At 63.6% G+C, this 14,698-nt stretch carries 15 protein-coding genes; 8 read left to right on the top strand and 7 right to left on the bottom strand.

Annotated features, from left to right (window positions below):
- Positions 1–78 precede the first annotated feature (78 nt).
- Positions 79–1,278 carry a site-specific integrase gene (locus tag MRY75_RS15605; protein ID WP_292308926.1) on the bottom strand — a complete coding sequence of 400 codons (1,200 nt, stop codon included), beginning with the start codon at positions 1,276–1,278 and terminating at the stop codon, positions 79–81.
- A gap of 233 nt (positions 1,279–1,511) precedes the next feature.
- On the opposite strand from MRY75_RS15605, the gene htpX reads away from it, so the two are divergent.
- The 4 genes from htpX (at position 1,512) to MRY75_RS15585 (ending at position 4,715) form a co-directional block, all read left to right on the top strand.
- Positions 1,512–2,429 (top strand): zinc metalloprotease HtpX, encoded by a 918-nt coding sequence (gene htpX / locus MRY75_RS15600; protein ID WP_292308925.1) that lies wholly within the window; start codon positions 1,512–1,514, stop codon positions 2,427–2,429.
- A 162-nt stretch (positions 2,430–2,591) separates the two neighbouring features.
- Complete coding sequence (locus tag MRY75_RS15595; RefSeq protein WP_292308924.1) at positions 2,592–3,035, top strand: hypothetical protein; 444 nt, start codon at positions 2,592–2,594, stop codon at positions 3,033–3,035.
- 46 nt (positions 3,036–3,081) lie between these two features.
- Positions 3,082–3,447, top strand: coding sequence for a YciI family protein (locus MRY75_RS15590; protein ID WP_292308923.1), 366 nt, complete (start codon positions 3,082–3,084; stop codon positions 3,445–3,447).
- Positions 3,444–4,715 (top strand): DUF6596 domain-containing protein, encoded by a 1,272-nt coding sequence (locus MRY75_RS15585; protein WP_292308922.1) that lies wholly within the window; start codon positions 3,444–3,446, stop codon positions 4,713–4,715. The genes MRY75_RS15590 and MRY75_RS15585 overlap by 4 nt, the downstream gene beginning before the upstream one ends.
- Here the strand turns inward: MRY75_RS15585 and MRY75_RS15580 are convergent.
- The 3 genes from MRY75_RS15580 to MRY75_RS15570 all read right to left on the bottom strand — a co-directional run bounded on the left by MRY75_RS15580 (position 4,703) and on the right by MRY75_RS15570 (position 7,623).
- On the bottom strand, positions 4,703–5,374 hold the full coding sequence (locus tag MRY75_RS15580) for a hypothetical protein (protein WP_292308921.1): 672 nt from the start codon (positions 5,372–5,374) through the stop codon (positions 4,703–4,705). The genes MRY75_RS15585 and MRY75_RS15580 overlap by 13 nt on opposite strands.
- Positions 5,375–5,382: 8 nt before the next feature.
- Positions 5,383–6,783, bottom strand: coding sequence for a selenium-binding protein SBP56-related protein (locus MRY75_RS15575; protein ID WP_292308920.1), 1,401 nt, complete (start codon positions 6,781–6,783; stop codon positions 5,383–5,385).
- A gap of 81 nt (positions 6,784–6,864) precedes the next feature.
- Complete coding sequence (locus tag MRY75_RS15570; RefSeq protein ID WP_292308919.1) at positions 6,865–7,623, bottom strand: IclR family transcriptional regulator; 759 nt, start codon at positions 7,621–7,623, stop codon at positions 6,865–6,867.
- 160 nt (positions 7,624–7,783) lie between these two features.
- Here MRY75_RS15570 and MRY75_RS15565 point away from each other — a divergent pair, with 160 nt between their 5' ends.
- The 4 genes from MRY75_RS15565 to MRY75_RS15550 all read left to right on the top strand — a co-directional run bounded on the left by MRY75_RS15565 (position 7,784) and on the right by MRY75_RS15550 (position 10,742).
- Entirely contained in the window at positions 7,784–8,788 is a 1,005-nt protein-coding gene (locus MRY75_RS15565; RefSeq protein WP_292308918.1) for an AraC family transcriptional regulator, read from the top strand.
- Positions 8,789–8,905: 117 nt separating this feature from the next.
- On the top strand, positions 8,906–9,733 hold the full coding sequence (locus MRY75_RS15560; RefSeq protein WP_292308917.1) for an NmrA family NAD(P)-binding protein: 828 nt from the start codon (positions 8,906–8,908) through the stop codon (positions 9,731–9,733).
- A 25-nt stretch (positions 9,734–9,758) separates the two neighbouring features.
- Positions 9,759–10,172 (top strand): DUF4345 domain-containing protein, encoded by a 414-nt coding sequence (locus tag MRY75_RS15555; RefSeq protein WP_292308916.1) that lies wholly within the window; start codon positions 9,759–9,761, stop codon positions 10,170–10,172.
- A 60-nt stretch (positions 10,173–10,232) separates the two neighbouring features.
- Positions 10,233–10,742 (top strand): anthrone oxygenase family protein, encoded by a 510-nt coding sequence (locus MRY75_RS15550; protein WP_292308915.1) that lies wholly within the window; start codon positions 10,233–10,235, stop codon positions 10,740–10,742.
- A gap of 155 nt (positions 10,743–10,897) precedes the next feature.
- Here MRY75_RS15550 and MRY75_RS15545 read toward each other — a convergent pair whose 3' ends face one another.
- Genes MRY75_RS15545 through MRY75_RS15535 form a run of 3 tightly spaced genes read right to left on the bottom strand, consistent with a single transcriptional unit; the run spans position 10,898 to position 14,693 of the window.
- On the bottom strand, positions 10,898–11,674 hold the full coding sequence (locus MRY75_RS15545) for an SDR family oxidoreductase (protein WP_292308914.1): 777 nt from the start codon (positions 11,672–11,674) through the stop codon (positions 10,898–10,900).
- Positions 11,671–13,251 carry an FAD-dependent monooxygenase gene (locus tag MRY75_RS15540; protein ID WP_292308913.1) on the bottom strand — a complete coding sequence of 527 codons (1,581 nt, stop codon included), beginning with the start codon at positions 13,249–13,251 and terminating at the stop codon, positions 11,671–11,673. The genes MRY75_RS15545 and MRY75_RS15540 overlap by 4 nt, the downstream gene beginning before the upstream one ends.
- Positions 13,248–14,693, bottom strand: a complete 1,446-nt coding sequence (locus tag MRY75_RS15535) for an aldehyde dehydrogenase family protein (protein ID WP_292308912.1) — start codon at positions 14,691–14,693, stop codon at positions 13,248–13,250. Before MRY75_RS15535 ends, MRY75_RS15540 begins: the two co-directional genes overlap by 4 nt.
- Between the last annotated feature and the right edge of the window lie 5 nt (positions 14,694–14,698).

The following is a 14,698-nucleotide window of genomic DNA, read 5'->3' as shown; positions in this document are numbered from 1 at the left end:
TCGCGATACCGTAACCGACAACTTCCGCGTCGTATCCCTAGAAAAATACAAAATCGTCTGAAACGACATCAGGTCAATTCAGGCGCATGAGTATACAAAAACCGACCATCGCTCCATCAACGTCCGCCGCTTCTCAAAAAAGTCCGAACGTGCATAGGCTGCTTCAGCCTTGTCTTTGACCACGTGTGCAAGTGCGGCTTCAGACACATCGCGCGGCGTGTTCGTGCGTTCTTGCGCCCATGTCTTGAATGATGTGCGGAACCCATGGACGTGCACGTCATAGCCCAACTCATTGGTCAGCTTGAGCAACGTCATATCGGACAACGGTTTTCCGACTTTTGTGCCGGGAAAAACCAGACCTTCACCAGTGCCAAGTGTGCGGGCTTCTTTCAGGATTTCTAACGCACGTGACGACAACGGAACGCGATGCTCTTTCTTTGATTTCATTCGTTCGGCGGGCCGCGTCCAGATCCCGTTTTCGAGGTCGAACTCTGACCATTCCGCTTTGCGAACCTCGCTTGAGCGGGATGCAGTCAACACGACTAGTTCCAGCGCCAGCTTGGTTAAAGCGCCTGCGTCTGAAGCTTTCAAAGCCTCAAGAAACTCTGGGACTTTGTCGTAGGGTAGGGCCTTGCGATGTTGCTGCTTGTCGTTCTGCTTAGGCAAAGCTTGGGAAATCGCTTCTGTCGGATTGTCCGTCCGCCAGCCATTCGCAACAGCCCATTTCATCACTGTGCCAATACGTTGACGAACGCGCCGCGCGGTCTCTGGCTTTTCCAGCCAGATGGGTTGTAGGACCGCCAGCACATCAGCCGTAGTCACCTCAGACACCTTGAGTTTGCCAATGCGTGGAAAGGTGTAAGTTCCTAATGTTGAGATGAATTGAGCAGCGTGTTTCTTGTTGCGCCATGTCGGTTCGTGGATCTTGTGAACTTTGCGGGCGGCTTCCTCAAACGTCAGCAACGCCTGAGCGGTGCGCTTGGCTTGGAGCGGGTCACCACCCGCTCGCGCAACTTTGCGGTTTTGCAATGCGGCTTCACGTGCTTCTGCCAAGGTGACGAGAGACGCGCTGCCCATGCCAATCTCTGTGCGCTTGCCGCGAATGATGATGCGCTGCACCCAACGCTTTGCCCCCGAAGGATCAACCTTGAGAAACAGGCCGTGACCGTCTGTATATTTGCCGGGTATGGTGACCGTGCGTACAAAGGCGGCTGACAAGGCTTTTTCAGCTCGCTTGCTTGGTGCCTTCCGTTCGATTGCCCGATTTTTGTCCGCCATCGCGTCCCCCATTCCTGTTCGGAATATGGGGGGCGTTCTTGGAACACGCAAGACAAATTATTCGTATAAGTATCTGAAAATAGGAAATTATCAGAAGTCACTGGATCTTGGTTCGGCGGACTTCCTGTCCGCCACCTCCGCACCTGTAACACCCCCGAAATCCCCCACCTTGCATGGGCGGGAGGGTCGACCATATGTCAGAGTGTCGGCGACCGGGCGATATGGAGGGCGGTATGGGGTATGCGAAGACGGCGCTTCTGATGGCGGCGATGACCGCCTTGTTCATGGGTGTGGGCTACCTTCTGGGCGGGTCTGGGGGTGCGTTGATCGCGCTTGTGGTTGCGGCGGCGATGAATGTCTTCACGTGTTGGAATTCGGATCGTGTTGTCCTGCGGATGCACAATGCCGAACCGGTTCTTGCCGGCGACAGGCTGGGGCTTTATCAGCTCACGGCGGAACTTGCGCGCGCTGCCGGACTGCCGGAGCCCAAGGTCTATCTCATCGACACACCGCAGCCGAATGCGTTTGCGACCGGGCGCAACCCGGCGAATGGCGCGGTCGCGGTGACGACGGGCCTCCTGCGCAACCTGACCCGCGAGGAGCTGGCCGGGGTGATCGCGCATGAGCTGGCCCATATCCGAAACCATGACACGGCAATCATGACCGTGACGGCGACCTTTGCCGGTGCGATTTCGATGCTCGCGAATTTCGCGCTGTTCTTTGGCGGCTCGCGCGAGCGGTTGGGACTGGTGGGCACGTTGCTGATGATGTTCCTGGCGCCAATGGCAGCCGCGCTCGTGCAGATGGCGATCAGCCGGACGCGGGAATACGCGGCGGACAAGGCAGGGGCCGAGATTTGCGGCCATCCGCTCCGGCTGGCCTCGGCGCTCGAGAAGATCGCGATGGGTGCGGCGCAGATCGACAACCACGCGGCCGAGCGCAATCCGGCCACTGCGCATATGTTCATCATCAATCCGCTGCATGCCCACAAGCACGACAATCTGTTCGCCACCCATCCGGCGACCGAGAACCGGATCGCGGCCCTGCGCGCCATGGCCGGTGCGTCGGCGTCGCGTGGGGCCGGTGTAACCCAAAGCCGGGTTCCCAGAACGGGCCGGTCCGATCGTGGGTCCAAGGGGCCGTGGTCGTGACGCGACTGTGATCCTCTGATCCGCCTGTCGGCCGTCACCAATCGGCGGCCTTCAAAAAAATTTTCTGTGCCTGTCGAAATCCCTGCCTGTCGGGTGTCATCCCATCAGAAGTCCCATTCCGGTGGCTTCGTGACACAGATGATCCAATACAGGAGATTTGCCGTGACCGACCTTTCCTTTGCCCCCGTTTCCCTCCGTCCCCCGGTATGGAGAACCGCCGCTGTCTCGGGCGGACTGGCCTGGAACCTCTTCGGAGCGGTCCAGTTCGTCGGAACACTGACTGCCACCGAAACCAGCGTCATCGCCTCGGGGCTGACCCCGGAACAGGCCGCCGTGATGACCGGCTATCCGGCGTGGATGACCGTGGCGTTCGGCGTCGGTGTGTTCGGGGGGCTGGCAGGCTGCGCGCTTCTTCTGTTGCGCCATGCCGCGGCGCGGATGGTGCTGCTGGTCTCGCTTGTGGCCTATGTCGCGCTCTGGATCGGTGACGCGGTGCATGGGGTCTTCGCGGCGATGGGCATGCCGCAGGTCGTCATTCTGACCACCGTTGTGCTGATTGCAGCGGCACTCTACGCGCTGGCCCGGGCCATGCCGACGAAATCCTGACCGCCCGTCCCACAACCGTGCTATGTGATCCACAGGAGAGACCGACATGCAATTCATGCTTATTCTGAACGAAACCGCCGAAGACTTTGCGCAACGCAATCACCCGGATCATGCGCAGACCTATTGGGGCGGCTGGACCGCGTTCATCGGGGCGATGGCCCAGGCCGGGATCATCGTCAAAGGTGATGGGCTGCAGGGGCCGCACGCAGCGACGACCCTGCGTCTCAAGGACGGCAAGCGGGTCGTCGAGGACGGCCCCTTCGCCGATACGAAGGAACAGTTGGGCGGGTATTTCGTGATCGAGGTGCCTGATCTCGACACGGCGCTCGACTGGGCGGAAAAGGCACCGTCGGCCCGCACGGCCTCGGTCGAGGTGCGACCGATCCTGCCGATGCCGACCCCGCCTGCGTGACCCGTTCGGCCGCTGGCTCCGAGGCGGTGCGGGCGGCGGAACAGGCCGCCCGCGCCAGCTACGGAAGGCTTGTCGCGATCCTCGCCGCCGAGGATCGTGACATTGCCCGTGCCGAAGATGCGTTGGCCGACGCTCTTGTGGCGGCGCTCGACAGCTGGCCCCGGACCGGGGTGCCCCGCAATCCCGACGCCTGGCTGATCACGGCTGCGCGCAACCGGCGGCGAAATATGGCGCGCAGTGCCGCGGTCCAACGCCGTGCTGAGCCCGAGATCCTGCGCCGGATCGAGGAGGGCGCGTTAGCCGACCGGCAGGACGCGCCTCTGGCCGATGCCCGTTTGCGGCTGATGTTCGTCTGTGCGCATCCTGCCATCGACGCGACGGCCCGTGCGCCGCTGATCCTGCAGACGGTCCTGGGGTTCGACGCGGGTCGCATCGCGCGGGCCTTCCTCGTCCCGCCCGCAACAATGTCGCAGCGGTTGGTCCGGGCCAAGGCACGCATCCGCGATGCCGGGTTGACCTTTGCCCTGCCGGACCCCGAGGACATGGCCCCTCGGCTCGACACGGTGCTGGACGCGATCTACGCTGCATTCGGATCGGGCTGGGACGGGCTCGATACGCCGGAAGATCCCGAGGCTCTGACCGGCGAGGCGATCTGGCTGGCGCGGTTGATCGTTGCGGCGCTTCCCGAGGAGCCCGAACCCAAGGGCCTTCTGGCGCTGATGCTCTATTGCGCCGCGCGCCGTCCAGCTAGACGCGATGGCGAAGGGCGCTTTGTGCCGCTGGATCGTCAGGATGCACGCCTGTGGCACCGCGACATGGTGATCGAGGCGGAAGGTCTGCTGTCGGCAGCGGCACAGGCCGGGCGGTTCGGGCGCTTTCAATGCGAGGCCGCGATCCAGTCTGTGCATGTTCAGCGCCCGATCACGGGACAGCTGAACCTTGCGGCCCTCGGCACGCTTTATGACATGCTCATCGCGCACACCGGCAGTCTCGGTGCGCAGATCGGGCGGGCCGTGGTCTGGGCGGAGGCAGGCGATCCCGCGCGCGCGCTCGACGCGCTGGAGGGTCTCCCGGCAGAACGGGTTGAGATGCACCAACCCTGGTGGGTGGCCCGCGCGCGGGTCGCTGAACTGGCCGGGAAGACTGAGTTGCGAGCGGAGTGCCTTCTCCGGGCCATCGAGTTGGCTGACGATGCGTCGGTGCGGGCTTTTCTGGAAGACCAATTGGCTGGCTTGGCGACGGGCGAGGGCGTCCGTCAATGCCCGTAAAGCGCGGATGCAATTCCGAACCCGCCCACGACGACAAGGCTCAGCGCCCAGACGATGTCGAGGTTGAACCACGTGCGCGACAGGAACTTGATGCCGAGCCAGAGATAGATCACCACGGCGAGCACCGCACCGGCGAGGGTCATGGCCCCGGTATGCACAAGCGCCACCAGAAAGGCGGTGGCGATGTTCTGGGTCATGAGCGCGCCCGCTGCCGCGTGCCCGTCGCCGCCCACGTCGATGCCGCAGATCCCGAGATAGATCGGCACCAGCATCAGCCCCGCGCCATGCGCCATGGCGGCAAGGAACGACCAGAGCGCCAGGCGGGCAGGGTGGACGCGGGCCAGAAAGCGGGGATGGCGGCGGTTGATCAGGAGGTAAATGCCCATCGCGATCACCAGCGCCCCGGCACCGATGCGGATCTGTGTCTCCCACGTGACCAGCGCGGTCATCACCGAAAACGGAAAAAGGATCGCCGTCATGGCGAGGAAATGCCCGACCGCCAAGGCAACCAAGGCCCGGCCCATGGCACGGGGGCGGCCTTCCATCAGGGCTGCGGACACTGCAAGCGGCCAGCCCATGCCGGGATTGATGCCGTGGTAGATGCCGGACAGAATGACGGCCCCCCAGAGGGCCGTCACCGTGCTTGGATCAAAGCTCATTCAGACGGTCAGACGTTGGGATAGCAGAAGCTGTCGGTCGAGCAATCGCCGCCTTCAAGCCGGATCTGGTGGGAGCGCAGGCCCTTGGGAAACTGAACGTAGAAATCCTTGTCCAGTGTCAGACCACCGCTGTCGCCGACCCGCGCCATCACCATCTGGCCGCCATCCTGACCGGGGTAGAACTGTTCGTCCCAGGTCGAATAGAGCGAGTTGGTCCAGTAGACCCGCTTGCCGTCGCGGCTCACCTCGACCATCTGCGGGCCAAAGGCGAACTCCCCGCCGCTTGGGTGTTTGGTGTTCCGGGCAATGCCGCCGATTTCCACCTTGCCAGCCAGCTTCGGGTTCATCGGATCGGACACGTCGTATTGGTGCATCTCGCCGAGACCCCAGCACGCGACATAGAGATATTTGTCATCAAGGCTGAGGTCGATGTCCGTGACCAAAGGCGGGACCGCACCAAACCCCTGCAACAGCGGTGGCAGGTTGGCCGGGTCTTCGGGGCGCGGGTCGATGGTGATTGTCTTCTTGGCCTGCCATGTTCCATCGTCACCGCGCCACCAGGTGAAGATCGCGCCTTGCAGGTTGGTGGTGTCCACAACGACGCCGCAGAAGCCGTAGGATTTCTTGGGGTCATGCGCGGGCCGGATTTCCAGCGCCATCTGGTGATTGGCGCCAAGGTCGATGGTCTGGATGTTCTTGCGGCGGCGCAGGTCCCAGAAATGGATCGAATGGCCATACTTGTTGGACAGCAGGTCTTCGGCCACCAGCCCGTTCTCGAATTGCGGCGGCAGGCCCCATTCGGAGCTGACCATGTAATCCTGCGGCAGGTTCCACCAAAAATCATAGTGCTTGTCCTGCGGACCGCGATCCATCTCGTACTGGCCGATGATCTCGAAGGTTTCGCAATCCATGATGAAAATGCCCGGAGGGCCATCGGTCCCGTCCTTGCCGCCGCCACCAAGGGTCGAGACGTAGATGCCTTCGGGGCCGCAATGGATGGTGTGCGGGCGCGAATAGCCGGTCTTGGCGAACACTTCCTCGGGTTCGATGATCTTGTGAATTTTCGCGTTCAGCGGTTCCTTCACGTCGATCACGTAGATGCGCGACGACCGGATGCCCGGCACGATCAGGTAGCGACGTTCCAGAAACGCATGCCCGGACAGCGGCGACAGGGACGAAGAACAGGCGTTCCAGCCGAAATGGTGAAACTCGTCGCCCTTGTAGGGCATCATGACCGTGTGAACGATGGTGCCATAGGTGTCGGATTTCGGGTCGAGATCGACAACCGCCAGCCCGTCGGGCTGCGACCCATCCGGGCTGAGCATGACGGTAAAACCGTAGGTTTCCACGGGGGCCTGCATGGCAAGCTGGGCCGTAGCGTGAAATGTTGGATCTGGTCTTAAGTTCATGTGGTCCTCCCTTGAAATTCAGACCCTTTGCGGGTCGGTGCTGAAAAATCCTCATGTCGAGATGCCGGACCCGAAGCCTCCTCAAACCTCGGGCACGTTGCACAGTTGAATGGCGCCGCTGACGCGCTGGGCCAAGTCTATCAGATTCTTGCCGATGTCTGCCCGGTATGCGGCCCCGAACCGCCGGATCGGCCCAACCGCGCCGACGCTGAACGTCGCGCCGATATTGCCGATGGAGACAGGGGCCGCGACGCTGGCGATGCCGATGTCGATCTCCTGATCGCAATCGGCAAAGCCCCGTTTGACGATCTCGGCAAACTCGCGGCGCAGGTCCGCTTCGGTGGTCTTGGTGAACTCGGTATAGGCGCGCAGCGTGCCGGTGATGATGCTGTCCTGAAAGGCGGGTTCGGCAAAGGCGGCGATGGCCTTGGAGCAGGAACAGGCGTGCAATGGCCGCACACCCAGACCGGGATGGATATAGGCGCGGGCCGGATCTTCCGGGGTTTCGACATGGATGATCTCGACCTGTTCGTTGCGGAACCGCGACAGGAACACCGTTTCGTTGAACTTGACCGCCGCCGCCTTGAGCAGGGGGGCCGCCGCCTTGCGCACATCCACATCCGACTTGCCCAACAGCGCGATGCGGATGAGCCGTTCCCCGATTACCACGCGGCCATCCTCTGCGGGGCTTTCGATTAGGCCGTGATCCAAAAGCGTCTGCACCAAGCGGTAACTGGTGGGTTTCGGCAAGCCCGTCGCCTTCTGAATATCCGCCGCCGAGACCGGTCGCCCCGCAACGGCGACAAGCTCCAGAATGGTGGTAAGGCGGTCGAGAAGCATTGCGTGAGAATCTCATGATTAGAGACTTGGTCTCACGTTACGGTTCCAAATTCGATTCCGGCAAGTGAAAATGCAGCGCTCATGTCGGCTGTTGGTGCTGGCGCAGTCCGGCCGCGCCCGCGCGCTTGGCGCAGGGCACAGCGCCGGGTAGGCTGCACGAATGGGCTATGTGACGTCACTCTTCCTGCGCAAGATGGTCGCCGCAGCGGGGCCGGATGTGGATGCGTCCGCACTTCTGACCGAAGCCGGTCTGGGGCCGGATGACCCTTGGGATCCGCAGCACATGGTGCCTGACACGCGGTATTACACGCTGCTTGAATCCATCGCGGCAAAGATCGACGCAACGGACCTGCCGCTGCGCGTCGGCGCGTCGATGCGCTGCGATGAGTACGGCGCGCTTGGTCTTGCGTGGAAGGCCGCCCCGACGCTGCATGGCTCCATGTCGCGGGTGGAACGTTATGCGCGGCTTTGGACCAGCGTGGTGGAATACGAATTGCGCGATGATCCGCGCGGCGTTCTCTTTATCCTGCACCGCGACGGTCCGCGCCGCTTGGGGATGCGCCTGTCGAATGAGGCGACACTTGCCAGCGCCGTGTCAATTGCCCGGCAGGTCTGCCCGGTGCCCTTTGCACCGCTGGAAGTGCAGATCAAGCATTCAGCTCCGCCCGAGACGACCCATCACGAAACCTATTTCGGCTGCCCTGTCCGATTTGAGGCCGATCTCGATGCGCTGCTGGTCTCACCCGAGGCTCTGGCGCAGCCGAACATCCTCGGGGATGAAGGCATCTCGCGCTATCTGGTGTCGCATCTTGACCGTGAATTGTCAGAGGTCGCCACCGAACCCACGCTTTTGGTCGAGGCCAAGGACGCCATCGCACAGGCGCTGAGCGAAGGCACACCGAAGATGGCCGACATTGCCCGCAGCCTTGGCTACAGCGCGCGGTCCTTCCATCGCCGTCTGTCCGAGCACGGGATGAGTTTTCAGACCCTCGCCGAAGACACCCGCCGCGATCTTGCCAAAGGCCTCCTGCGCGATGATGCCCTGTCGCTGGCCGAGATCGCGTTTCTGACCGGCTTTGCCGAACAAAGCTCCTTCACCCGCGCGTTCAAGCGCTGGGTCGGCACAACTCCCGCCACATATCGCCGGGATCGGCAGGGGCCGTAACGGGGCAGGGCGGGTCTTTGGCCACAAGTGTCAAAACCCTGGCAGCATCGGTCAAGATTGCACAGCACGTGCCGGTCTATCCCCTTGGTCATCGCAACCCACCAAGGAGACAGACCCATGCAAGACCAACCCATCCTCGTCATCGGCGCCACCGGCAAGACCGGATCGCGCGTCGCCACCAAGCTTGAAGCGCTGGGCCACCCAGTCCGTCGCGGTTCGCGCAATTCGGCCATCCCGTTCGATTGGGAAGCGCCGGAAACATGGCCCGCCGCACTGGCCGGTGTCCGCGCCGCCTATGTCACCTATTTTCCCGATCTCGCCTTCCCCGGCGCTGTGGAAAAGCTCGAGGCGCTCTGCGAAGCGGCTGTCGCGGCGGGCATTCAGCATCTGGTCCTTTTGTCCGGGCGCGGCGAACACCACGCGCGGTTGGGCGAAGAGGTGGTCCGCAACTCCGGCACCGCCTTCACCATCGTCCGCGCCGCATGGTTTGCGCAGAACTTCTCGGAAGGCTACCTGCGCGATCCGGTGCTGGCGGGTGTGCTGCCGATGCCCGGCGGCACCGTGGCCGAGCCGATCATCGACATTGACGACATCGCCGATGTGGTTGTCGCAACCCTGACCGAACCGGGACATGAAGGCCAGCTCTACGAAGTGACCGGCCCGCGCCTGATGAGCTTTGCCGACATGGCGGTCGCGCTGTCCGCAGCACTTGGCCGGGACGTGCAGTACATCCCGATCACGTTCGAGGATTTCCACGCCAGCGTTGCGCAGGCGGGGGGCGATTTCGTCGCCGACGTGTTCACCGCCATCGCACGCGAAACGCTGGACGGGCGCAATCAGCACCTGGCCGACGGTGTGCAGCGCGCGCTAGGCCGTCCGCCGCGTGACTTCGCCGAGTTCGCCCAAGCCGCCGCCCGGTCGGGCGCGTGGACCCAAGCGGCCTGACACCCGAAACGGAAAGGAACATCCCATGTCTCTCAACCGACTGCAAAAGACGGCACTTGCCGTGGCTGGTGCAATCTCGTTCGGTATCGGTGCCACCATCCTGGGCGCGCCGCATGTGTTCTACGCAAGCTACGGCATCGCCATCGGCTCCGATCCCAGCCTGCTGAGCGAAGTGCGCGCCCTCGGGGCCGGGCTGGCCGGGTTCGGCGCTGTGATGCTGGCGGGGATCTTCTGGTCGCCGCTGCGCCAGACAGCCCAGGTCGCCGCGCTTACCGTGTTCCTGGCCTTTCCCGCCGGACGCCTCGTGAGCCTTGTCGCGGACGGGGCTCCGTTTACGGGCATCCTGTCTGCGCTGGGGCTGGAACTGGCGATTGCCGCTTTGTGCCTCGTCGCCTTTCGGCAGCGTGCAACCGCTCCGGCCCGCATGGCGGTCAGCTAGTCCCAAGAGCGGGGAGGGGTGTCCTCCCCGCTGAAACCCTCCTGAACCGAAAGTCCTCTCATGTCTCCGTTTCTCTTTTTCCTTATGCAATTCGCCATCCTTGCCTATGCGCTGATCGGCGGTGTGTTTCTTGCCTTTTCCGACTTCATCATGCGGTCGCTGTCCCTGACCGGCGGTGTTGGTGGGGTCGAGGCGATGCAGGTCATCAACCGCGAAGTGTTCCGCTGGGTCTTCATGGCGCTCTTCCTCGGCATGGCGGCGGTGTCGCTGGTGATTTCCGGCTATGCGGCGGTCGCCCTCAGTGGCCCGGCAGGCACGTTGATCCTGCTCTCCGGGCTTGTCTACCTTTTCGGCTGTTTCGGTGTCACCGTGGTGTTCAACGTGCCGATGAACGAAGCCCTTGCGGGAATGGATCTCGCTGCAGACGCTACCCAAAGCTATTGGACAGGCACCTACCTGCCGCGCTGGACCTTCTGGAACTCGGTCCGGACCATCGCCTGCGGCCTGTCGGCCATGCTGTTGATGACCGGGCTTTTGTGGCTGACGCAAACGCAAGCGCGTATGGCGTGATAGCTCGGCAGCGCCGGATTGAGTTCCCCGATATCATGCCCGAGACGCGTCCGGCGAACCGCCGGGCGCGTGATCGACGTGAAAGCTGCGCTGTCGCGCAAGTCCATGAGCACGATCCGGAAGATCTAGCCGCATCACCAAGTTACATCCGTTGGTCAGCCTTCAGTGGCCGTGAGCGCCGCAAACTCCAGTTGCGCGGTCAGCCCTCCGTCGCACTCGATATTGCAGCCTGTGACCCAGCTGGCCTCGGGCGAGGCGAGAAAGCGGATCACCTGAGCGATTTCTTCGGGACGCCCCGCGCGCCCGGTGATCTCTACCCCTTTGCTGGCGCGCTCACCGAACGCGGTCATGAAATCGTCGAGGATCGGCGTCGCCACGGCGGCCGGGCTGACGGCGTTGATCCGCAGTCCCTGATCGCGAAACCGGGCGAGGTTTGACAGGCCCCAGACGATCACCGCCTCCTTCGAAAGATCATAGGCGCGGACCGGGTCGATCCGTTCATCGCGGACAAACGCAGCAAGATCATCCTTAGGGTCCATGGTCAGAAACCGCTGCACCTGCACCAGATTCTGCCGCCACTTGCCACCCGCCTTTGAGGCCATGTTGACGATGGCACCGCCGGGGCGCAGGCGCGGCAGCAGCTGCTCGGTCAAGGCGATCAGCGCCTGCGTGTTCACGCGCAGGATCGTGGTCTCCAGCCCCGGACGCGGCGGCAGACCGGCGGCATTGACCAGAACGTCAATCTCCGGGCCGGGATCAAGCGCAGGTAGAGCCGCGAGGTCCGACAGGTCGGCCTCAATCCACGCGTTGGCCATCGGGCCGGGGTCGTGGCGGTCGATCACCGTCACCCGGTCGCCCTGTGCCGTGAACAGCGCCAGCGCCGCAGCCCCGATGCCGGATGCCCCGCCGGTGAGGACAACATGTCGGCTCATCGCTGCGGGTCCCGACCGATGGCTGTGGCAAGGATGCGTCGGGCGTCTTCGGACGTGCAGATATCCCCCGACCACGCGACAAAACCATCAGGGCGCACAAGGACGATGCGCCGATCCCACGGTCCGAACCAGTCAGGCGAACTGCGCGGCGCAGTAAGCGGAACGTCAAGGGCCTGCGCGACCCTCTGGAAGGTCGCGGCATCCTCCGGATCGGCACTGAGCAGCGTGAACCCGGCGCCCAGAGCATCGCCCGCGCTGCGGCCGTCTGGTCCAGCGGGGGGCAGGTGGTGGCCGGCACGGGCGACAAAGCTGTGCGATCCCTTGGCGCTCGGCGCGCCTGTGCTGTCGGGAACAAGGGTTGAGCCTTCGTAGTTCGGCTCGAAATCCTCGACCCCCGAAACGCCCTCGGCGCGGGCCTTCCATGCCGTCTCGAAGGTGTCTCGGTCCTTGGCCGGGTCAAAGCGGTTCAGGAACTCGCGATCTTCGCGGATGAAATTCTCGATGAAATCCCGCGCGGTCGACGCAAAGACCGGCTGGCGTTCGGCGGAATAGCTGTCGAGAAGCGCATCGCTGCCCCAGCCTTGCAGCACGGCGGCGAGTTTCCAGCCCAGATTGCGCGCGTCCTCGAAGCCGGTGTTGATGCCATAGCCACCATAGGGCGGATGGCTGTGCGCCGCGTCCCCCGCGATGAAGGCGCGACCCGCGCGGTAAGTGTCGGCGAGCGACACGCGCAGATCCCAAAAGCCGATATGGTCAAACTCCAGCGCGAATTCCTGTCCCACGGCCTTGTGGAGCAGGGCGCGAAAGTCGAAATTCTCGGCTGTGGTTCCGTATGGCACTGGCGCATGAAAGAACCACGACAGCCCGTGATCGACACGCCCGAAAAACAGCCAATAGCCTTCATAATCAGGATGCAGAACGTTGTAGAACGCCTTGCCGGGATAGCGGGTCAACAGCTCGTGCAACTCTTCCGACCGGAACACCAGAAGCGCCATCAGCCGGTTGTGATCGGACAGGGTTTCCGTGATCCCGGCGGCTTCCCGGACGAAGGAGCGGCTGCCATCACAGCCGACGACAAAGGATGCCTCGATCACCTGCCGACCGTCGCCAGTGCGCTCTGCGATGCTCAGCCGGACGCCGTCCTCGAACATCGCGAGCGCGTCACCTGACCAGCCGTATAGCACCGTGATGTCCGGGATCTCCGCCGCGCGGGCGCGCAGCACGCGTTCGGTGGCGTATTGCGGCAGGCGCGCGTTCGGCGCGAAGTAGTAATCCTTCACGTTCGACCGGTTGAGCCAGTCATAGGTATGGTCGGACAACAGGCTCCGATAGGCGGTCATGCCGCCGATGCCACCGCCTTTGGGGATCGGATGCGCGCTGTGCAACTCGGCCTCGCAGCCCCACGCCCGGAAATGCTCCGAGGTGCGCTGCGTCAGGTTCTGGCCCTTCGGGATCGGCTGCGGTTCGGGATAGCGTTCGACCACGCAGACGGAAATGCCGCGCTGGCCCAGTTCGATGGCCAGACCCAAGCCAACAGGGCCGCCGCCATTGATCACGACGTCATAGCGGTTGGTCATGCGCCACCTCCCACGCGGCCCGGTTCGGAATAGATGTGCTTGGTCTCGAGAAAGTCACAAAGCCCTCCCGGCCCGTGCAACCGACCGAGGCCCGATTTGCCATAGCCGCCGGTCTCGGCCTCGGCAAAGAGCTTGAGATGGGAATTGATCCAGACCGTGCCCGCCCGGATCGCCCGCGCCATGCGCAGCGCACGGTGGTGGTCTGCCGTGAAAACGGATGCGGCAAGCCCGTAGGCGGTGGCATTGGCCTTGGCGACGGCCTCCTGCTCGTCGGCGAATGTCTCGATGGACACGATGGGGCCAAACAGCTCTTCCTGCACCAGCTGCGAGGTCACGTCGTCGATCCGGAACAGCGTGGGGGTCAGGAAGGCGGCATCCGAAAGCGGTGCGCCTTTCAGCACGATCTCGCCCTCATCGCCGGCCTGTTCGATCAGCCGTTCGATCCGCGCGCGGTTGTCCATGTCGATCAGCGATCCCATCTGGCTGTCGGGCCGGTCGCCAGGGCCGACGCGCACCGCCTTGAAGGCGGCGGTGATGCGGCTTTCGAACTCCGACGCGATGGAGGCATGGACCAGAAACCGTGCCGCCGCGACGCAGATCTGGCCCGACATCGCCAGCGCGCCATGGGTCAATTCGTGCACCGCGTGATCCAGATCAGCGTCGGCAAAGATCACGGCAGGCGCCTTTCCGCCCAGCTCCAGTCCCACGCGCTTCAGCGTTGGAGCCGCAGCCGCCATGATGGCCTGCCCGGTGCGGCTGCTTCCGGTGAAGCTGATCACGTCGATATCGGGTGAGGCGGTCATGGCCTGACCCACGGCGATGCCGTTCTCGTTGACGGAGTTTACCACGCCCTTGGGCAGGGACGGGGCTGATGCGATGGCCTGCATGATACGCGCATGCACCAGCGGCGTCTGATGCGCGGGCTTGATGACGGCAGTGCAGCCCGCAGCGAGCGCTGGTGCAAGCGAGCGCATGAGCAGGGTCACGGGCGCGTTCCACGGCACGATGATCCCCGCAACGCCCGCCGCCTCGCGATGAAAGAGCGACAGGCTGCCCGGTGTGATTTCCTGCATGGAGCCGCGAATGTCCCGCGCCAGCCCCGCATAATATCGGGTTTCGGAAATCGCGGCCATGGTCTCGCCCAGAGCTTCGGCGCGGATCTTGCCGTTCTCGGCCACCACGAGGTCCGCGATCTCGGTCTTTGCGCCCTCCAACTGGTCCGCTATCTCCAGCAGCACCTGCGCGCGCAGCCGTGGAGCAAAGGCCCAGTCGGTGCCGAAAAAGGCCGCGCGGGCAGAGGCTGCGGCCGCATCGGCAAGCGCGGCGCTGCCGAGGTGAAACTGTCCCAGCCGCTCGAGATTGGCTGGATTGACGCTGGCGGCCAAGGCGCCCTCGCCAATCCAGTCTCCGCCAATGTAATGCCGTGCAGGGTCGGGGATCATGATGT

The sequence above is a fragment of the Marivita sp. genome, assembly GCF_022763305.1.
In the GTDB taxonomy this organism is placed as follows: domain Bacteria; phylum Pseudomonadota; class Alphaproteobacteria; order Rhodobacterales; family Rhodobacteraceae; genus Marivita.
Note: the sequence above shows the minus strand (reverse complement) of the source record. Positions and strands in the feature narration are given on the sequence as shown.

What these genes read in the sequence shown, in the direction of transcription:
- htpX (WP_292308925.1), top strand. Translation starts at nt 1,512, where the DNA reads ATGGGGTATGCGAAGACGGCGCTTCTGATGGCGGCGATGACCGCCTTG.
- MRY75_RS15540 (WP_292308913.1), bottom strand. Translation starts at nt 13,251, where the DNA reads ATGACCAACCGCTATGACGTCGTGATCAATGGCGGCGGCCCTGTTGGC.
- MRY75_RS15555 (WP_292308916.1), top strand. Translation starts at nt 9,759, where the DNA reads ATGTCTCTCAACCGACTGCAAAAGACGGCACTTGCCGTGGCTGGTGCA.
- MRY75_RS15560 (WP_292308917.1), top strand. Translation starts at nt 8,906, where the DNA reads ATGCAAGACCAACCCATCCTCGTCATCGGCGCCACCGGCAAGACCGGA.
- MRY75_RS15565 (WP_292308918.1), top strand. Translation starts at nt 7,784, where the DNA reads ATGGGCTATGTGACGTCACTCTTCCTGCGCAAGATGGTCGCCGCAGCG.
- MRY75_RS15575 (WP_292308920.1), bottom strand. Translation starts at nt 6,783, where the DNA reads ATGAACTTAAGACCAGATCCAACATTTCACGCTACGGCCCAGCTTGCC.
- MRY75_RS15545 (WP_292308914.1), bottom strand. Translation starts at nt 11,674, where the DNA reads ATGAGCCGACATGTTGTCCTCACCGGCGGGGCATCCGGCATCGGGGCT.
- MRY75_RS15590 (WP_292308923.1), top strand. Translation starts at nt 3,082, where the DNA reads ATGCAATTCATGCTTATTCTGAACGAAACCGCCGAAGACTTTGCGCAA.
- MRY75_RS15580 (WP_292308921.1), bottom strand. Translation starts at nt 5,374, where the DNA reads ATGAGCTTTGATCCAAGCACGGTGACGGCCCTCTGGGGGGCCGTCATT.
- MRY75_RS15550 (WP_292308915.1), top strand. Translation starts at nt 10,233, where the DNA reads ATGTCTCCGTTTCTCTTTTTCCTTATGCAATTCGCCATCCTTGCCTAT.
- MRY75_RS15535 (WP_292308912.1), bottom strand. Translation starts at nt 14,693, where the DNA reads ATGATCCCCGACCCTGCACGGCATTACATTGGCGGAGACTGGATTGGC.
- MRY75_RS15605 (WP_292308926.1), bottom strand. Translation starts at nt 1,278, where the DNA reads ATGGCGGACAAAAATCGGGCAATCGAACGGAAGGCACCAAGCAAGCGA.
- MRY75_RS15570 (WP_292308919.1), bottom strand. Translation starts at nt 7,623, where the DNA reads ATGCTTCTCGACCGCCTTACCACCATTCTGGAGCTTGTCGCCGTTGCG.